Origin of the sequence: Granulicatella sp. 20925_1_28 (genome assembly GCF_041433575.1) — a bacterium.
Lineage (GTDB): Bacteria > Bacillota > Bacilli > Lactobacillales > Aerococcaceae > Granulicatella.
In genome coordinates, this window is the sequence record NZ_JAPWBS010000003.1 from 53,749 (window position 1) to 70,003 (window position 16,255).

13 protein-coding genes are annotated in these 16,255 nt (G+C 41.5%); 8 read left to right on the forward strand and 5 right to left on the reverse strand.

Annotated features, from left to right (window positions below; translation table 11 throughout):
* The first annotated feature begins 186 nt into the window (after positions 1–186).
* Complete coding sequence (locus tag O3793_RS02860) at positions 187–996, forward strand: hypothetical protein (protein ID WP_371445483.1); 810 nt, start codon at positions 187–189, stop codon at positions 994–996.
* Positions 997–1,641: 645 nt separating this feature from the next.
* On the opposite strand, the gene O3793_RS02865 is transcribed toward O3793_RS02860, so the two are convergent.
* Positions 1,642–2,406, reverse strand: a complete 765-nt coding sequence (locus O3793_RS02865) for a class I SAM-dependent methyltransferase (protein ID WP_371445485.1) — start codon at positions 2,404–2,406, stop codon at positions 1,642–1,644.
* 142 nt (positions 2,407–2,548) lie between these two features.
* On the opposite strand from O3793_RS02865, the gene O3793_RS02870 reads away from it, so the two are divergent.
* Both O3793_RS02870 and O3793_RS02875 read left to right on the forward strand, forming a co-directional pair.
* Complete coding sequence (locus O3793_RS02870; protein WP_371445486.1) at positions 2,549–3,268, forward strand: hypothetical protein; 720 nt, start codon at positions 2,549–2,551, stop codon at positions 3,266–3,268.
* A 14-nt stretch (positions 3,269–3,282) separates the two neighbouring features.
* Positions 3,283–3,873 carry a hypothetical protein gene (locus O3793_RS02875; protein WP_371445488.1) on the forward strand — a complete coding sequence of 197 codons (591 nt, stop codon included), beginning with the start codon at positions 3,283–3,285 and terminating at the stop codon, positions 3,871–3,873.
* 194 nt (positions 3,874–4,067) lie between these two features.
* Here O3793_RS02875 and O3793_RS02880 read toward each other — a convergent pair whose 3' ends face one another.
* Positions 4,068–5,231: a galactokinase gene (locus O3793_RS02880; protein WP_371445490.1), complete on the reverse strand. Its 1,164-nt coding sequence runs from the start codon at positions 5,229–5,231 to the stop codon at positions 4,068–4,070.
* A 429-nt stretch (positions 5,232–5,660) separates the two neighbouring features.
* The gene (locus O3793_RS02885) at positions 5,661–7,013 is read right to left on the reverse strand and encodes an MATE family efflux transporter (protein ID WP_371445492.1); all 1,353 of its coding nucleotides are present in this window, start codon (positions 7,011–7,013) and stop codon (positions 5,661–5,663) included.
* A gap of 433 nt (positions 7,014–7,446) precedes the next feature.
* Here O3793_RS02885 and O3793_RS02890 point away from each other — a divergent pair, with 433 nt between their 5' ends.
* Positions 7,447–8,493 carry a Fic family protein gene (locus O3793_RS02890; protein ID WP_371445494.1) on the forward strand — a complete coding sequence of 349 codons (1,047 nt, stop codon included), beginning with the start codon at positions 7,447–7,449 and terminating at the stop codon, positions 8,491–8,493.
* A gap of 206 nt (positions 8,494–8,699) precedes the next feature.
* Positions 8,700–10,016 (forward strand): ISL3 family transposase, encoded by a 1,317-nt coding sequence (locus tag O3793_RS02895; RefSeq protein ID WP_371445496.1) that lies wholly within the window; start codon positions 8,700–8,702, stop codon positions 10,014–10,016.
* A gap of 7 nt (positions 10,017–10,023) precedes the next feature.
* Here O3793_RS02895 and O3793_RS02900 read toward each other — a convergent pair whose 3' ends face one another.
* Together O3793_RS02900 and O3793_RS02905 are read right to left on the reverse strand one after the other, a co-directional pair.
* Complete coding sequence (locus tag O3793_RS02900; protein ID WP_371445498.1) at positions 10,024–10,386, reverse strand: lipopolysaccharide assembly LapA domain-containing protein; 363 nt, start codon at positions 10,384–10,386, stop codon at positions 10,024–10,026.
* Positions 10,387–10,830: 444 nt separating this feature from the next.
* Positions 10,831–12,585 (reverse strand): LPXTG cell wall anchor domain-containing protein, encoded by a 1,755-nt coding sequence (locus O3793_RS02905; RefSeq protein ID WP_371445500.1) that lies wholly within the window; start codon positions 12,583–12,585, stop codon positions 10,831–10,833.
* 347 nt (positions 12,586–12,932) lie between these two features.
* On the opposite strand from O3793_RS02905, the gene O3793_RS02910 reads away from it, so the two are divergent.
* From O3793_RS02910 to mscL, 3 genes are all read left to right on the forward strand, one after another.
* Positions 12,933–14,399 carry an amidase gene (locus O3793_RS02910; protein WP_371445501.1) on the forward strand — a complete coding sequence of 489 codons (1,467 nt, stop codon included), beginning with the start codon at positions 12,933–12,935 and terminating at the stop codon, positions 14,397–14,399.
* A gap of 11 nt (positions 14,400–14,410) precedes the next feature.
* Positions 14,411–15,532 (forward strand): NAD(P)/FAD-dependent oxidoreductase, encoded by a 1,122-nt coding sequence (locus tag O3793_RS02915; protein WP_371445503.1) that lies wholly within the window; start codon positions 14,411–14,413, stop codon positions 15,530–15,532.
* 93 nt (positions 15,533–15,625) lie between these two features.
* The gene (gene mscL, locus O3793_RS02920; protein ID WP_371445505.1) at positions 15,626–16,006 is read left to right on the forward strand and encodes a large conductance mechanosensitive channel protein MscL; all 381 of its coding nucleotides are present in this window, start codon (positions 15,626–15,628) and stop codon (positions 16,004–16,006) included.
* The last annotated feature ends 249 nt before the right edge of the window (positions 16,007–16,255 follow it).

Genomic DNA, 16,255 nt, shown 5'->3' on the forward strand with positions numbered 1-16,255 from the left:
CGCTTCAGCATTTTATCCAACCACCTTTTTGATTTGACGAAGGCGGAGCACGGCACTAATTGGGGGCTACACGTTGCGAACCGCGACAGCCACTTCAAGGTGCTGGACATTTACGAGCATGAAGGGAAGACGCAGATTCTCCTCTTGCATTTGCCGGACGATTATCGTTGGAAATGGATGGAGCATGTGAATCTAGACCTGCCGGTGGACATCGTGGCCGATAGCAGAGAGCGTTTCGCCTCCAAGGCCCACGCCGAACCGATTCCAGAGGTGACAAGTCCGGAGTGGCTTGACCGCTGCGCTTTTGCGCCTGGACTGGACATCAAAGGCGAACTCTTCCCAAATGAAATTCCAATCGCAAGTCAAATGCAAAAAGTAAAAGACGCCTCATTCCGAAGCTTCTACCATCAACTCGTCTACGTTCGCTGCGTGGCGCTCATCGAAGACGTGATGCCAGAAGTAGCCAAACCAGGCGACACGGGGCTTGTCCTCTACGGATATATCGACGAAGAGGCCGGCGTTTCGTTCCAACCGCTATGGATCGCAAAAGAAGGCGAATCGACGCTAGACATGCGACTCATTCCAGAAGAGACGATGTATCTCATTCGTCTAGCAAACCTCGATGACTGCGAGTTCTGTTCGATGAAATGGATTGAAGTGGATCCATATATCGTTGACCGTGCAAGACGCGTCATTGCGGAAGTCTATGACACGAAGAGCAAAGAAAAAGAAGAGACACGTACCTTCCAAGGACTCGACCGATTCCGCCGCCGCGAGCATCCCGATGACTTTGGTGTAGCTTTCTACTACGAAGACAAGACGAAGGAACCCGAACGCTTATGGGTCCGCATCTCGCGCGTGGAAGGCAACCAATGTTTCGGCACACTCTTGATGGACTCGAAGCACCCAGAAGGGCCAAAAGAAGGCGACGAGATTATGTTCCGCGTCCTTCAGAACGAAAATGGCGACCTCGAAGTTGTGTCGGTTCAAAGGTAATAAAAGACAAAAAATAACCCTCGGTATCTTCATAGTGTTGATGGTAAGGCACCGGGTCAAGCCTGCGTCTTGGCTCCTACCAAGCTTCAAACTGACTCTACGGGTTTTACCCTAGAGTCAGTAATTCACATTGGTTGCTCTTCTTACCATTCACACTATAGAACCGAGGGCCTTTTGTCTTTTTTTTAAACTGCCTCACCTTTTTCATGTATGAGTGGAATCTCACCGTTCTTTTATCTTGAATGGAGCTTATCTTGACATTAAAGAAATTTATGGTATATTAAAGGAGCAAGAAAATAGTGAATATTTCAAATCACTAAAGCCAGAAAGAGCATTGGATCTCGTACATCCAATGCTCTTTTTTTCGTTATATAGTATCTAACGTTCTGGTGCTAAGGCAACTATTTTTTCTTGCTAGAGTTCAGCAAATACTCTACTAATATTAAAATTAGTCCCACATGCAGGGGAGCAAGAAAATATATAATGAACATTTCCACTAAAGCCTCACCTCCTTACGAGGCTAGTTGCCTACCATAAGTATAACACTTCACAAGCAGGTGTTGAATAGGTGTTTTGATATTTTCAACCAGAAAAATAAGGCTAAGCGAGACTGTCGCTTAGCCTTTTATTATTTGTTCTATCACATTACAGTTTTATGCAGAGTGTCGATATATAGTCATTGCCATATCGTGACAATCGATGTCTTTTGTCGCATGATTCATAAAAATCGATCATCGCGAGACCGTTTTTCAATTGCCCTCTAATCTGAGTTTCTAAGGTGTGGCTGAATTCATATCCGTATTCTGGATTGATGGTGATTTTGCCTTGTTCTTCCAGATCTTTTGAATTAAAAGGGATGGAGAATTTTAACAGTAATTCATCGTCGGGTTGGTCCCATACAACGTCAGCGTCGTACATGTATATCCAAGGATTCATAAACCCGACCATCAACAGTCCGCCTTTTTTCAACACTCGAGCAGCTTCTTTATACATGTTTTCTAAATCTTCTATATAGACATTCGAAACGGGATTAAAAATAATATCAAAGGTTTCATCTTCAAATGGGAATGGTTTTGTCATATCGGCTTGAATGATGTTGATTGTTAAACCTTCTCTTTTAGCCACCATCTCATCTTTTTGTAATTGTGATGTCGAAAAATCCATGATGGTGACGTCATAACCTTTCACGGCAAAAACGGGACCCTGCTGTCCGCCGCCGCAAGCTAAACCTAATATCTTTTTCCCCTTGGCTTTTTCAAACCATTCTTCCGGAACTTTTTTTCCAACCGTTAATGCCACAGAAATGGGCTTCTTTCTAGCTTCTTCTAATTCTTCATGTGTCACTGGCGCAGTATAGTCATTGTTTACATTATTCCATCTGTCTTGATTTGCTTTTAAATAATTGCTCATCTCTCATCCTGCTTTCTATTTCGTCACCTTCATTATACGATAAATTCTTGGTAAAAAAAGAGGTGATTTGGAGAAATGTGATGGAATAGAGCTGTTAAACACTAGAATCTAGTGATATAATGAGCAAAAGGAGGGAAGTTAGATGTGTAGTGCTTACAAAGAAATAATAACACAATTAATTGAAGAAGGAGATTTATGGGAACAGTTGGGAATTACTCGCGATGATAGAAATTTCAATTTAGAAAATTTTTCCATACATCTAATTGAAGATATAGATGATTTAGATGAAAAATTTAATAAACTAATAGATCAAAAAGTCAAGGTGCTTAATGATACCAATTACTTTTCAGCGTTTAGAGATCTAAATGAAAGATGGGCAGTTGGTGGATACGGAATTGTTGATGCTAACACTATTGGGAAAAGTAAACGTAATAAAAAGAAACGATATAAACCTACTATATTTCATTCAGGGCACATTCTTGCACAGAGGTTATTCAGAGGAATTACTACAGGAATTTGTCTAAATTATTATAATGTAAATAATATTTACCCTCAAACTGAGTTATCAAATAGAGGGAGTGTATATTTGGGAAAGAAATCCGTCGATAATCAATCATATTATGAAAGTTATTTAGAAATGGAAGTATTAGAACCTGGGAAAAAATATTTTTATAGAGCAAAACTTGTGTATGGAAAAGATGAAGTAGTACCTAGAGGGATAAGGTTGCAAGCTGTTGAAGTTAAGGACGGAGATTTAGGAATGTATATGGATAAAGACAAAATATTATTCAATGTTTTTATTCCCAATATTTACCCGGACTTTTTACCGAACTATAAAAAAATTACTTTGATTGGAGAGTAAGTAGAAATATGATATTGGGTATAATGATTGGGTCTTTAGGAGTTCTGACAGTATTATCTATTGCACAACAATTTATTAGTTGGGGTATTATTAAAAATCTGATTAACATTGCAGCATTTTCTTTTGTGATTTCAGGTGTTTTAGAAATAATATTTTTACTTCCAAGTATTTTTGAGTATGTATCTAACTTGGATAAAGTTTTTATAGTAGCAATTATAACGGGAACTATTTCAATCGTAGGGGTTGTGTATTCAACATACATGAAAAGAGTAGAGTATCTTTCTGAGAAGAGAAAAGATGCCTATTTAGAATTTGTAAATTTCATGTATGAATTAATGATTGTCAATCCAAATATGAAAACAAATGATATTGTTGAGAATATAAATAAATTTCAAGCTAGTATCTTGTTGTGGGGCTCGCCCTCAGTACTCAATGCATGGAAGGAATTCAAACAAAATAATATTGATGATCCCGAAGACACTGGAAGAACATTACATTTTGTTGAAATACTTATAAATGCTATGAGAAAAGATTTAGGAGTAAATAAGGTAAAAGAAAATGAAATAATTAAGATTATTACTAAAGTAAATAGAACTCCTGAATAGTTTTCAAGAACTAAAAGGGCGTCAGTTGATTTTATCAACTTGACGCCCTTTGAAGTTCGATAGGCAAAGAGACCTAGGCTCTTGCCGGTACAGTTATTTCCTTTACTATGAAGATATCCGCGAAGGGCCATGGAAGCCCTGGGAACCCTAACACTATGAAGATACCGAGGGTTTATTTTGTCTCTTTTTCATTTTTAATGTGCGCCGTCCGCAATCTCCGCGATGTAGAAACTTGGAGCGTAGCCAATCTCTTCAGTGTAGACTTTGGCAACGTTGGCCTCGAAAGCTTTGATATGGCCCTTATGCACCAGTGCGATGGCACATCCGCCAAATCCAGCACCTGTCATACGAGCACCAAGAACGCCGGCTTGTTCCCAAGCGGTATGCACCAGAGTGTCGAGTTCCTTACCGGTTACTTCGTAGTCGAGTTCTGTAGAGAGATGGCTCTCGTTCATCAGACGTCCGAAGTGGGCGAGGTCACCTTCTTTTAAGACACGAGTCGCAAGCACTGTCCGTTCGTTTTCACTGACGGCATGACGAGCACGTTTTACAATGAGTTCGCTGGATAGGTGATGCTTCAACTCATCGAACTGATCGATGGTGAGGTCTCCCAGACTTTCGATAGCCACGTGTTCTTGTAGTTCCTTCAAGGCAATGCGCGTTTCGGCAAAGCGTTCGTTGTATTTCGAATCGGCCAGTTCGCGGCGTTTATTCGTGTTCATAATCACGATACGATAGTCGCCGAGTTTAACAGGAACGAGTTCATACTCTAGCGTTGCACAGTCGAGGAAGATGGCGTGGTCCTTCTTGCCCATCCCCACAGCGAACTGGTCCATGATGCCGGAATTCACACCAATGAAGTCATTTTCCACACGTTTCCCAACCTTCACGAGACCCAGCGTGTCGATGTCTAGAGTATATACTTTGCGAGCGATGACGCCCACGAGCAGCTCGAATGAGGCTGACGATGAGAGACCCGAGCCGTTCGGGATGTTTCCGTAAAATGCGATGTCCAGACCGTGCGGAAAAGCGAAGCCGAGGTCCGCCAAGTACACGAAAACGCCCTTGACATAGTTCGCCCACGAGTCACTGCCCCTGTAAGCCAGGTCCGTCATATCGAGCTCGCGTATACCATCCTTCGGAAAATTGTCCGAATAGAGACGGAGCTTCTTGTCCGTACGTGGCTTCACCCACGCATAAGTCCCCAACGTAATCGCGCAAGGGAAGACATGCCCACCATTATAGTCAGTATGCTCCCCAATCAAGTTCACACGCCCCGGCGCAAAAAAGCTTTCCTCCGGCTCCGTGCCATATACCTCCATAAACGTCTGTCTTAATTGATCTGTAATTTGTCCCATCTCATCACCGCTTTCTGTTTATTCCCCTTCATTATACGCTAAAATCTTGGTAAAAAAAGAGGCGTTGTGGATTTCCAAAAAGAAATCCAACAGCACCTAAAAATCTTCCAGTAGCATTCCGTCTATGACAGCATCCTTTTGAAGCACTGGCTAACTGGAAGTTTCCCTCTGTGCCGATTATCTAAAGTAGAGAGCACAATAAGCCTTTTTGCGTCATCTCTCAGAGTAAGAAGAGGTGAAAAGAGACAAAAATCCCTCGGTTCTATAGTGTGAATGGTAAGGAAGAACAACCAATGTGAATTACTGACTCTAGGGTAAGACCCGTAGAGTCAGTTTGAAGCTTGGTAGGGCTGAGATTTAAGCTCAGCCCGATGTCCTTACCATCAACACTATGAAGAAACCGAGGGTATTATTTTGTCTCTTTTATTATTAAAAAATCTCATGCCTTACTTCTTTAATAAGCGGATGACGTAAGAAAGCATATGAAAGATAGATTGCCATCAAACACCAGATGATTGGCTCAGAGAAAATAACTCCAAGATAGCCGGTGTGCGGAATGATGAAGATGACAAAAAGCACTTTCCCCACCAACTCAATAAAGCTCGAAACCAATGGCGTTACCTTTTGCCCAAGTCCTTGCAAACTATTTCGTAAAATCAATAGAAGCGCAAGCGGGATATAAAACACTGACCCGATACGGTTATAAAGCGCCGCATTTTCCAGAAGTACAGGGTCGCTTGAACCAGAGATAAGTTCATTTAACGCAGGACTTGCAAAGAACAAGAAGATGCACACCAGAATCGCCCAGCCGAACGCTACAAGACTTCCTTGACGAATCCCTTTCGCGATACGGTGCGGTTTGTTTGCTCCGAAGTTTTGCGAAGTGAACGTCGTCATCGCTGCCGCAATCGCCGCGAATGGGAGTGTCGAGAACGCGAAGATGCGTCGAGCCGACGTTTGCGCGCTGATGATGACTGGTCCGAGTGCGTTGATAGAAGATTGAAGCATCACGGATCCAATCGATACGATGGACGACATGAGTCCCATGGCTAGGCCTTGGCTGAGTAAGTCCATGTATAATTCGTCGTCGCGTACGAAATCACTTTTTGCTGGAATCAAGAAGCTGGCGCGTTTTTTAATATAAATAAAGCAGAGTACGGCCGACAATCCTTGTGCGATAATCGTCGCAATCGCTGCTGCCGCAACGCCCATGTTGAACGTTGTGATGAGTAAGATATCTAAAAACACGTTCACTACCGCTGAGAAAATCAGGAAGTAGAGTGCCGCCTGACTGTCGCCGACTGCACGAAGCAGACCCGCACAGAGGTTATATGCGAAGGTCACGGCAATACCGATCACGACAATCGAGATATACTCATACGACTGGTCGATGATACTTTCAGGCGTTCCAAGAAACTGAAGGAGAGGATACATGCCGAAACTTCCGATAATCGCCACAAGAAGACTGAGAAAGGCTCCGATGACAAGAGTTGCTCCAACGGCACGTTTCAAAAGGCGATGGTTATTGGCCCCATAATAGCGTGCGATAATAACGCCCATCCCGTTACCGACTCCAAGCGAGAACCCGACGATGAGTTCAAAGATGGCGGCTGTGGCTCCAACCGCTGCCAGCGCATCCTGCCCAAGGAACCTCCCGACAATCATGATGTCAGCGGTGTTGTATAGTTGCTGGAATATGTTTGAAATTATAATTGGGATTGCAAATGCAATAATGGACCGCAAAATCGGCCCGTCTGTTAAGTTAATCGCTGTTTTTTTCATAAGGTCAATTATACTCTTCATAAAAAAATAGGTCAAGGATAGACCGAAGGTCTAAAAGCCGATTTCGAAGCCCAGCGGATTATTGCTATACATACCATAACGATGCACCGGTTCGAGCCTCGAAGAGTCTCTCACCTTTACAGCCTCAAAGTTGGCGTGAGGAATAAATTCCTACGCCAACTAATTCGCATGTAATGCTAAACACGTTACGGTTTGTATAGCATCCGCAGGCTTCTTCGTCGGCTTTTAGATGTGCTTTTTATGGAGTGTAATGGCAATGAAAACAGGGTTAGCTTAGCAGACAGAGCGTTATTGCATTTGGAATCCCGCGGCGGAGGGAGAGAGGTGCTTGGAGGTGGATAGAATCGCCTAACTACTTTTAAATCGCCTAAAAACAATGTATAATTAGGAGAAAAAAGAAGGAGGTAGGCGAATGAGAGTTTTTGATTATGAAAAATTATCGCAAAGTCAATGGGATGTTGAAGTGATTAATCTTCTAGCAAAAATTCATGAACATAAGGGTAAACAAGAGCTGTTTTTGAAACAAAAACCTGCTGTTTTAGATAAATTGGTAGAAATTGCTAAAGTTCAAAGCGTGGAAGATTCGAATAAAATAGAAGGAATTATCACGACAACAACGAGAATTAAGGAGTTAATGGCTCATAAAACAACACCGAGAAACAGAGACGAGGAAGAAATTTTAGGATATAGGGACGTCTTAAATACGATACACGAAAGTTATGAGTATATTCCTATCAATAGCAATTATATTTTACAACTCCACAGAGAATTGTATAAATATAGTGAAAAAGGAATTGGAGGAAGATATAAAAACACTCAAAATTCTATCGTTGAACAGGATCAAAATGGTAATGTTATAGAAATATTTAAGCCATTACCTCCATATGAGACACCGAAAGCAATTGAAGATATTTGTAGAGAACTTAATAGAGCTTTGGATAAAAATGAAGTAGATTCGTTGTTGTTAATCCCGATATTTATCCATGATTTTCTGTGTATTCATCCATTTAATGATGGAAATGGTCGAATGAGTCGATTGTTAACGACACTTCTTTTATATAGACAAGGGTATGTGATTGGGAAGTACATTAGTTTAGAGAGTAAAATTGAGCAAAATAAAGAGGGTTATTACTCATCTTTAAGAAAAAGTGGTTTGAATTGGCATGATGGTCAAGAAGATGTGACTCCTTTTATAAAATATATTCTTAGAACAATATTGGCAGCTTATATTGATTTTGAAGAGAGAGTTGACTATGTAGATGAAAAGCTCCCTTCTATTGAACTGGTTAGAAAAGCAGTCAATAAAAAATTGGGCAAGTTTACTAAATCAGATATCATGGAATTAGTTCCAAGTATAGGTAAAGCAACCGTTGAAAATATGCTAAAAAAACTCGTCGAAGAGGGCTATATTAATCGATATGGAAAAGGAAGAACAACCTATTACGTAAAAAATGACTAAATTTAACATCTCGTTTGATATGTACTACTTTTATTAGATACAAAAAAACTAGCAGTTTTTCTGCTAGTTTTTTTAAATGCGTTTATTTGGTTCTATAATTTCTAGGGTTGATGGAAATTTTCCACAACCCTATTTTAGTGTATACAAAAAGGCCAACATCCGTTATATTAAAATCGCTAAACCTAATACAAAAGGATGATGACCATATGAACAATATACTAGAAGCTACGCTACAAATCAAAGATAAAAACATTATTTGGGATAATAAAGTTCAAGAGAAGATATTTAAAAAGAGAAAATCTTTATTTTATTCAGCTACATATACGCATAAACCAGAATTTTGTACTGTCTGTGGATGTGTTTGTCAGAATAATAATATCGTTAAAAACGGCACGAAAACATCTCGTATCACTCTCTGTTCTGTTTCAGGCCTTCCGGCCTACTTAAATCTACGCAAGCAGAGATTTCTCTGTAGAGAATGCGGCTCTTCATTTACTGCAGACACTAGTCGAATCGTAGAAAAAAACTGTCATATCTCTAAACGATTAAAAAATGAAATCAAATCAAAAATTAGTGAAACAGTATCTGAAACATATATCGCAAAAGAAACAAATGTTTCAGTTCATACTGTAAGACGTATTATAGATGATACAGCACGATTATTGACCATTAAACCATTACACGATTTACCTGAGCATCTGTGTTTTGATGAATTTAAATCCGTCAAATCTTCCGATAGTAATATGAGCTTCATTATTTGTGATAGCACTACACACAAGCTGGTCGATGTTGTACGAGATAGAAAATCTTACAGTTTGAAACAATATTTTTATCGTTTTGAGCCTAAGACTAGATTAAAGGTAAAAACTATCTCTATCGATATGTACGTACCGTACATTCAATTAATAAAAGAAATGTTTCCTAACGCTAAAATTATCATTGATCCTTTTCACATCGCACAAGCCTTAAATAGAGAATTAAATCGAACTCGGGTACGTGTCATGAATCAACATCGTTATAAAGACGCTAAATTATATCGAAAGTTAAAACATTATTGGAAGTTAATTTTAAAGAATCCTAATGAACTTCAGAACTATAAATATAATCGTTATAAGCTTTTTGAAAGCTTTATGACAACCCAAGGAATTGTGGATTATATCTTAGAAAACAATCCATCTCTTAAACATGATTATGAGGTTGTACATTCACTTCGTGAATGTATACAGGATAGAGATTATATAGAATTCAAGGAAACGATTGAAGCAGCTACGCAATTAGACCTATCTCCTGGGTTAAAAAGAGTATTAAAGACTCTTATGACTTACTTGCCATATATTCAAAATACTTGTGAGTATCCAACTAGAACAAATGGCCCTATCGAAGGAATAAACAATAAAATAAAAGTGCTTAAAAGAAATGCCTACGGTTTTAAAAACTATTACCATTTTAGAAACAGGATTATCTTAATAACAAAAATGTTTGGCCCAAAACAAAAAGGAATTAAGCAACAATTAGTTGCTTAATCCCTTCCTAAATTTCTTCATCAACACTATTTGACAAAGAGCCTTTTAATTGTTGCACCTGTTCCTCGTACTGGACAAGCTCCTTGTCTTTTATATTGATAGTCGCTTTTGCTTCAGCAATGCGGCTTCTCAGATCTTGAGTCTTGCTATGGTGATAGCTAATACCAATAGCACTACCAGCAATGATCCCGATTACTAGACAAGTAAAAATCACCCAAATCAAGGGAGCAGATAGTTGTGTAAAGACAAGACTGACAGTTACTGTTTGACTATTGAGCAGACCAAAGGCGATCACAATGACTAATAAGATCAAACCACCAATTAGATAAGCCTTATCTTTCAGTGACAATTCATTAAATTTTTTTAGCATAAGTTCCTTTTCTCCTGACTATGTTGATAGAAAATTACACACCATTTAGGTATTAATAAAGTTATCTTACCAAAAAAATTCGATATTATCAATAATTATTGGATTAACACTCCGTAACTCTACTTGAGTGTTTACACATAATTATTGACAGTATCCCGATTTGATCTCGCACTGACATTTATTAATAACAACACTATATATCTAGTATAGCATAATCATTAGGGATTATAGGTTTTCAAACCAAATGCGAGGCATTCGTTTTTGCCCCATTTTTAAATCCTGACATTGAAAATACCTAAAAGCATTCCCCTAAAAACAGCTATATTTCAACATTTTTGTTTATTTTCAATATGAAAAGTTTTTACAAATTTATGGGGAGGGGGAGGACGGTTTAAACAAAGAAAAAAGCAAGCATTAGCTGCTTGCTTTTTTAGTAAAGTCTAATTAGTTTTGTTCTGCTTTTTTAGAAACTAGAACGAACATCGCAGAGATTGTTACGATGATTCCTGCTAGAATTACGGCTGTGTTACTTGTTGTACCAGTGTTTGGTAGGTCTGGTGTAACAGTCGTTGTTGTTGTTTCTGGTGCAGGAGTTACTGTTGTAGCGTCTGTTGTTTCACCTGTCGTTACGCCTGTTGTTGAGCCTTCTGTAGTAGAAGAGCCTTCAGATGTTGTTGTAGCGGCAGTTGTTGAAACAGTAGTCGCCTCAGTCGTTGTTGTCGCTGCTGTTGTAGAAGCAGTTGTTGCTTCAGTAGTCGTTGTTGCAGCTGTCGTAGAAGCAGTCGTAGCTTCGGTAGTTGTTGTCGCAGCTGTTGTAGACTCTGTCGTTGTAGTTGCTGTTGTTGTCGTAGCTTCTGTCGTAGTAGTCGTAGGAGCTTCCGTCGTCGTTGCTGAAGTCGTTGTAGACTCCGTTGTAGTCGTAGTAGTCGTTGGTGCTTCAGTAGTCGTTGCTGAAGTCGTTGTAGACTCTGTTGTTGTCGTAGTAGTCGTTGGCGCTTCAGTTGTCGTTGTTGAAGTCGTTGTAGACTCTGTTGTCGTTGTTGTTGTAGTAGGAGCTTCCGTTGTAGTCGTAGTAGTCGTAGGAGCTTCTGTTGTTGTAGTAGTTGTTGTAGGAGCTTCAGTTGTAGTTGTAGTTGTTGTAGGAGCTTCTGTTGTCGTAGTAGTAGTTGTTGCTACTGTTGTCGTTGTTGGAATTGATGGAAGTGATTGGTCTCCGTCAACACCACCGTTTGCATTGATGTTTGCAACAGATGCGTTTACTTCTTTTGCCACAACAGCGGCTTCACCTTTGACTTGGTACCAAACTTTTGTGTTGTTCTTGAATTCTTTTTGGTTTTCATTTTCTACTTTTGTACGATAGAAAATAAGAACGCCAGTCTTGTTGATTTGGTCTTTAGGAATCGTCACTACGAATTTTCCTGAAGCATCCACTGTAAATGTTGATCCAGGGAATGCTGCTTTGAAATCTTCAATCGCAGTAGCGCCTGAATAGTAGCCAGGTTTTGCTCCTGTTGTTGTAATTTTAAAGCTGTTTGGGTCTAATTTGTGTCCGCCTTGCACTTCGTCTTCGAGACGAACGTCGCCGTCTACTTCTAAGTTCATCGCGTTAATCGTTACTGCCCAAAGAATGTTGTCAGGGTCGTCAGCGTGCATATCCCCAGCTTTTAAGTAGAATGGAGCGTTGTTTACACCAGTCGCCATTTTCTTCACGTTCAATTCGACAGATTTGTCTCCACTCACGATGGTGAATTTACCAACGTGTTCTTTGTCTGTTGCTGTGTCGTTGTGACCTTCGATTTCGAATTCACCCCAACCGCGAACGTTCTCAAGGCCAGTGATGCCGTCGTTGAATGTTACTTTTGCAGAACCGTCTTTGATGACCATGTCCCCAACGTATTTGCCGTCGATGGTCAATTGGATGGTTTTCTTAAATCCAGTCCCGTGAAGAGTGCCTGAACTTGGCCAAGTCACTTCAAGAGTGTCTCCAGCTTTGATTTTTTGGGCGTGTTCGTCAAACGTAAATTTAACGGTCGTTTGTCCACCGTCTGTAATTTCGCTTGAAGAGACCGTCAATGAACTGATGTTATTACTAACGTCTGCTGCGTTCACCACTGATTGAGGGGCCAGCATGAATAATAACATCGGGATGAACAATACGAAGAGTAACTTCGAGAGTCTTCCTTTGATGAAATCTTTCATTATTTTCCTCCTAAAGGTATTAATTTGTGAGAACTTTAACTAAAATCTCCAAAAAAATAGAGCAACCCTTGCAAAAAGCCTTCTAGTTACTGTTCTCGGTTAAATCTATATTTATTATTATATCACAACTGTAAATTTTTACTACTAATTTTTATATATTTCTCAATAGTTTCTTCATATTTTCTTCAATTTCCAAAATCGCGTTGGAAAAGTCAGGAGTAAACGGTAACAGAGGTCGTTTTTTCTGAATTTGTTTCCAAAAAATTCTAGCGTTTTAGGCGTACTCAATGCTTTGCGACTGCATGAGCCTTTACCGACTTTCCGTTTCACTGTACAATAAGGAAGACATGAAGGGACGTGAAACTATGTGGAAAGACGCCATCGAGATGAGAGAGGCTATCGCTAGTGGCGAGGTATCTCCAAAGGAATTAGTCCAAGAGACATTAGAGAAAATTGAACAACGAAATCCAAGCCTAAACGCGGTTGTGCACTTGCAAGCGGAGCGTGCGCTAGAAGAAGCAGGGTCGCGTTCGTTTGAAGGGCTGCCGTTTGGCGGGGTACCGCTTCTCTTGAAGGACCTCGGGCAAAATCAAGCAGGGGAACCATCGAGTGCGGGAAGTAAGCTCTTGAAGGGAATTCCAGTAAACCGTACCGATAATTTCGTGAAGCGTCTGGAAGCAGCGGGTTTTATCATTGTTGGACGTACGAATACGCCGGAATTTGGCTTTAAGAATATGACGGAGCCGCAACTCTGGGGCACCGCCAATAATCCATATGACCTGAATCGCAATGCCGGTGGGTCTAGCGGTGGTGCGGCGGCTACCGTGGCTGGAGGCATCGTTCCGATTGCAGGGGCGAGTGACGGCGGTGGATCGATTCGGATTCCAGCGAGCTTTACGGGCTTAATCGGGTTGAAGCCGAGTCGTGGGCGCATTCCTGTTGGCCCTGGTAGCTATCGTGGCTGGCAAGGTGCTTCGGTGAATTTTGCGATGACGAAGACGGTTCGTGATACGCGTGAGTTGTTGAAATGGATGCAAGTCGAGCAAAAAGACAGTCCATTTTTAACACCGCTTATTAAAGACTGGGACGCTCTGCCAAACCGTCCGCTTCGAGTGGGAGTGATTGAGAAATCTCCTATTGAAAGCTTTGTCGCTCCAGAAGCCAAGGAGGCGCTTCGTAAGGCTGTGGATTTCCTAGAAGGTGTTGGCTGTGTGGTCGAACCGATTGGCTGGCCCGTTGACGGCGTAGAAGTGATGAAGAACTACTATGTGATGAATAGTGTGGAGACGGCGGCGATGTTCCAAGGCATGGAGGCAAGCTTTGGCCGTAAGTTCACCAAAGACGATATGGAACTCATGACTTGGGGGATATACCAGTCTGGGGAACGCATTTTAGCAAAAGATTATAGCGCGGCTCTGTCGAAATGGGACACATATGCGCATGCGATGGAAAAAGTGCATGAGCAGTACGACCTCATTTTAACGCCGAGTGTGAGCGACGTGGCTCCGCTTCATAGGCAATTCCCGATGGAAGAATCGGTGCGACAAGCGTTGGAGCATATGGATGAACTAAGTGTGCCGGAACAACAAAGCGTGATTTGGCGCATGTTTGACCGAACACTTGCGCTGACACCGTTTACGCAATTATCCAATATTACAGGCGCACCAGCGATTAGTTTGCCAGTCTTTTTAACCGAAAAAGGCCTCCCAATTGGCGTACAGTTGATGGCAGCACGTGGGCAAGAGGCGTTACTGTTAACAGTGGCGGAATGGTTTGAACGCGAAGGGCAATTTGAAACAAGAGACTTCAGCTAGGAGTGAAGAAGATGACGAAGAAAGTAGCAATCGTAGGGGCTGGGATTGTCGGAGCGACTGCGGCGTATCAGCTCAGCAAAAAAGGAATCGATGTAACGGTATTTGACGCGGGCGTGGGCCAAGCAACGAAGGCGGCTGCCGGGATTATTTGCCCATGGTTATCGCAACGTCGCAATAAAGACTGGTACCAGCTCGTGTCACATGGAGCGGCGTACTATCCGCAGTTGATGGATCAGCTACGCGAGGACGGTGTCAGTGAATTGCCGTATGAGCAAGTCGGGGCGTATATTTTCAAGCATACCGAGAAGCAATTGGCGAAGGTCGAAGAGATGGCCGTGGAGCGACGCGTGGATGCGCCGATGATTGGCGATGTGCGTGCCTTAACTCCAGAAGACGTGGCGTGTGTGATTCCGGGCTGGTCGAATCCAGACGGTGCGCTCTATTGTAGCGGCGGTGGTCGAGTGGACGGCGAGTTACTTGTGACACTTCTATTAGAACAAGCAGAGAAGAACGGGGCTCGTGTGGTCCGTGAAAAAGTAACTCTTGAAGCTGTTGGCGAAGAGGTCCGTGTGCTTCTTGGCGAAGAGGTGCAAGCCTTTGATGCGGTGGTCCTTTCTAGTGGTGCGTGGGTCAAAGAACTCATCGAACCGCTTGGCTACTACGTGGATGTCCGTCCGCAAAAGGGCCAGTTGATTGAACTTACCTTAAAGACGACCGAAGATACATCGAAATGGCCAGTGTGCATGTTGCATGGTGAGATTGATATTCTTCCATTCCCAGATGGCAAGATTTTAGTCGGAGCGACCCACGAAAATACGCAAGGTTTCGATTTGGTTCCAGATGAAGAACTCTTAAACGGCATGTACGAAGAAGCGTGTGCGAGTCTTCCAAGTTTAAAAAATGCCAAACGCAGTGGGGTGCGCGTAGGAACGCGTGCGTATACTTCCGATTTTCTACCGTTCTTTGGCGAAGTGCCAAATACGACAAATGCCTTTGTAGCAAGTGGTTTAGGCTCTTCAGGGCTTGCAAGTGGCGTCTGGATTGGCGAATGTTTGGCTCGCATGGCAGCAGGGGAAGAAGTCGGATTTTCGGTAGAAAAATACACTCCGCAAAATTATGTACGAAAAGTGTAAATTTCTGAATGTTTTTAGTTGTATTTTAGTTTTAATTTTAGTATTCTGTTTAAGGTAATTATTTAACCTAAAAAACAAAGGAGGAAAACATTTATGTTAAAAGAGTTTAAAGAGTTTTTAATGCGCGGGAATATCGTTGAATTAGCAGTAGCGGTTATCATCGGTGGAGCTTTCAAAGCAATCATTGATTCATTAGTAAATGATATTATTTCACCAATCATCGCTATGGTAGCAAACACAGGAGATATCGCAGCAGTTTCATTCCGTTTAGGTTCTGCTCAAATCGGTATCGGTGCTTTCATCGCTGCAATCATCAACTTCGTAATCGTTGGCGCTGTATTGTTCTTAATCATTAAAGGTATGAACAAAGCTTCTGAATTAGCTAAGGGCAACCAAGCTGAAGAAGCTGCTCCAGCTGCACCAACTGCAGAAGATTATTTAAAAGAAATCCGCGACTTATTAGCAAACAAATAATCGCCTTGAAAAGCCGAGAATCCTCTCGGCTTTTTGTGTGCAAAAATTTTGTATGTGCTTAGTGTACATTGAATAGATTTATGAATAAGAGGATAAAGCGAAGCTTTATTTCTTTGGATAAGAAGAAATGAGTGCATTGGCGGATAACCGAGTTCAGAATCAGTTTTATTATTGAAAGAGTTATAGTGGGGCACCGGTGCAAGCCTTGGTCTTGCACCTTTAAAGCCTCAAAGGGGACGTACGGAATAA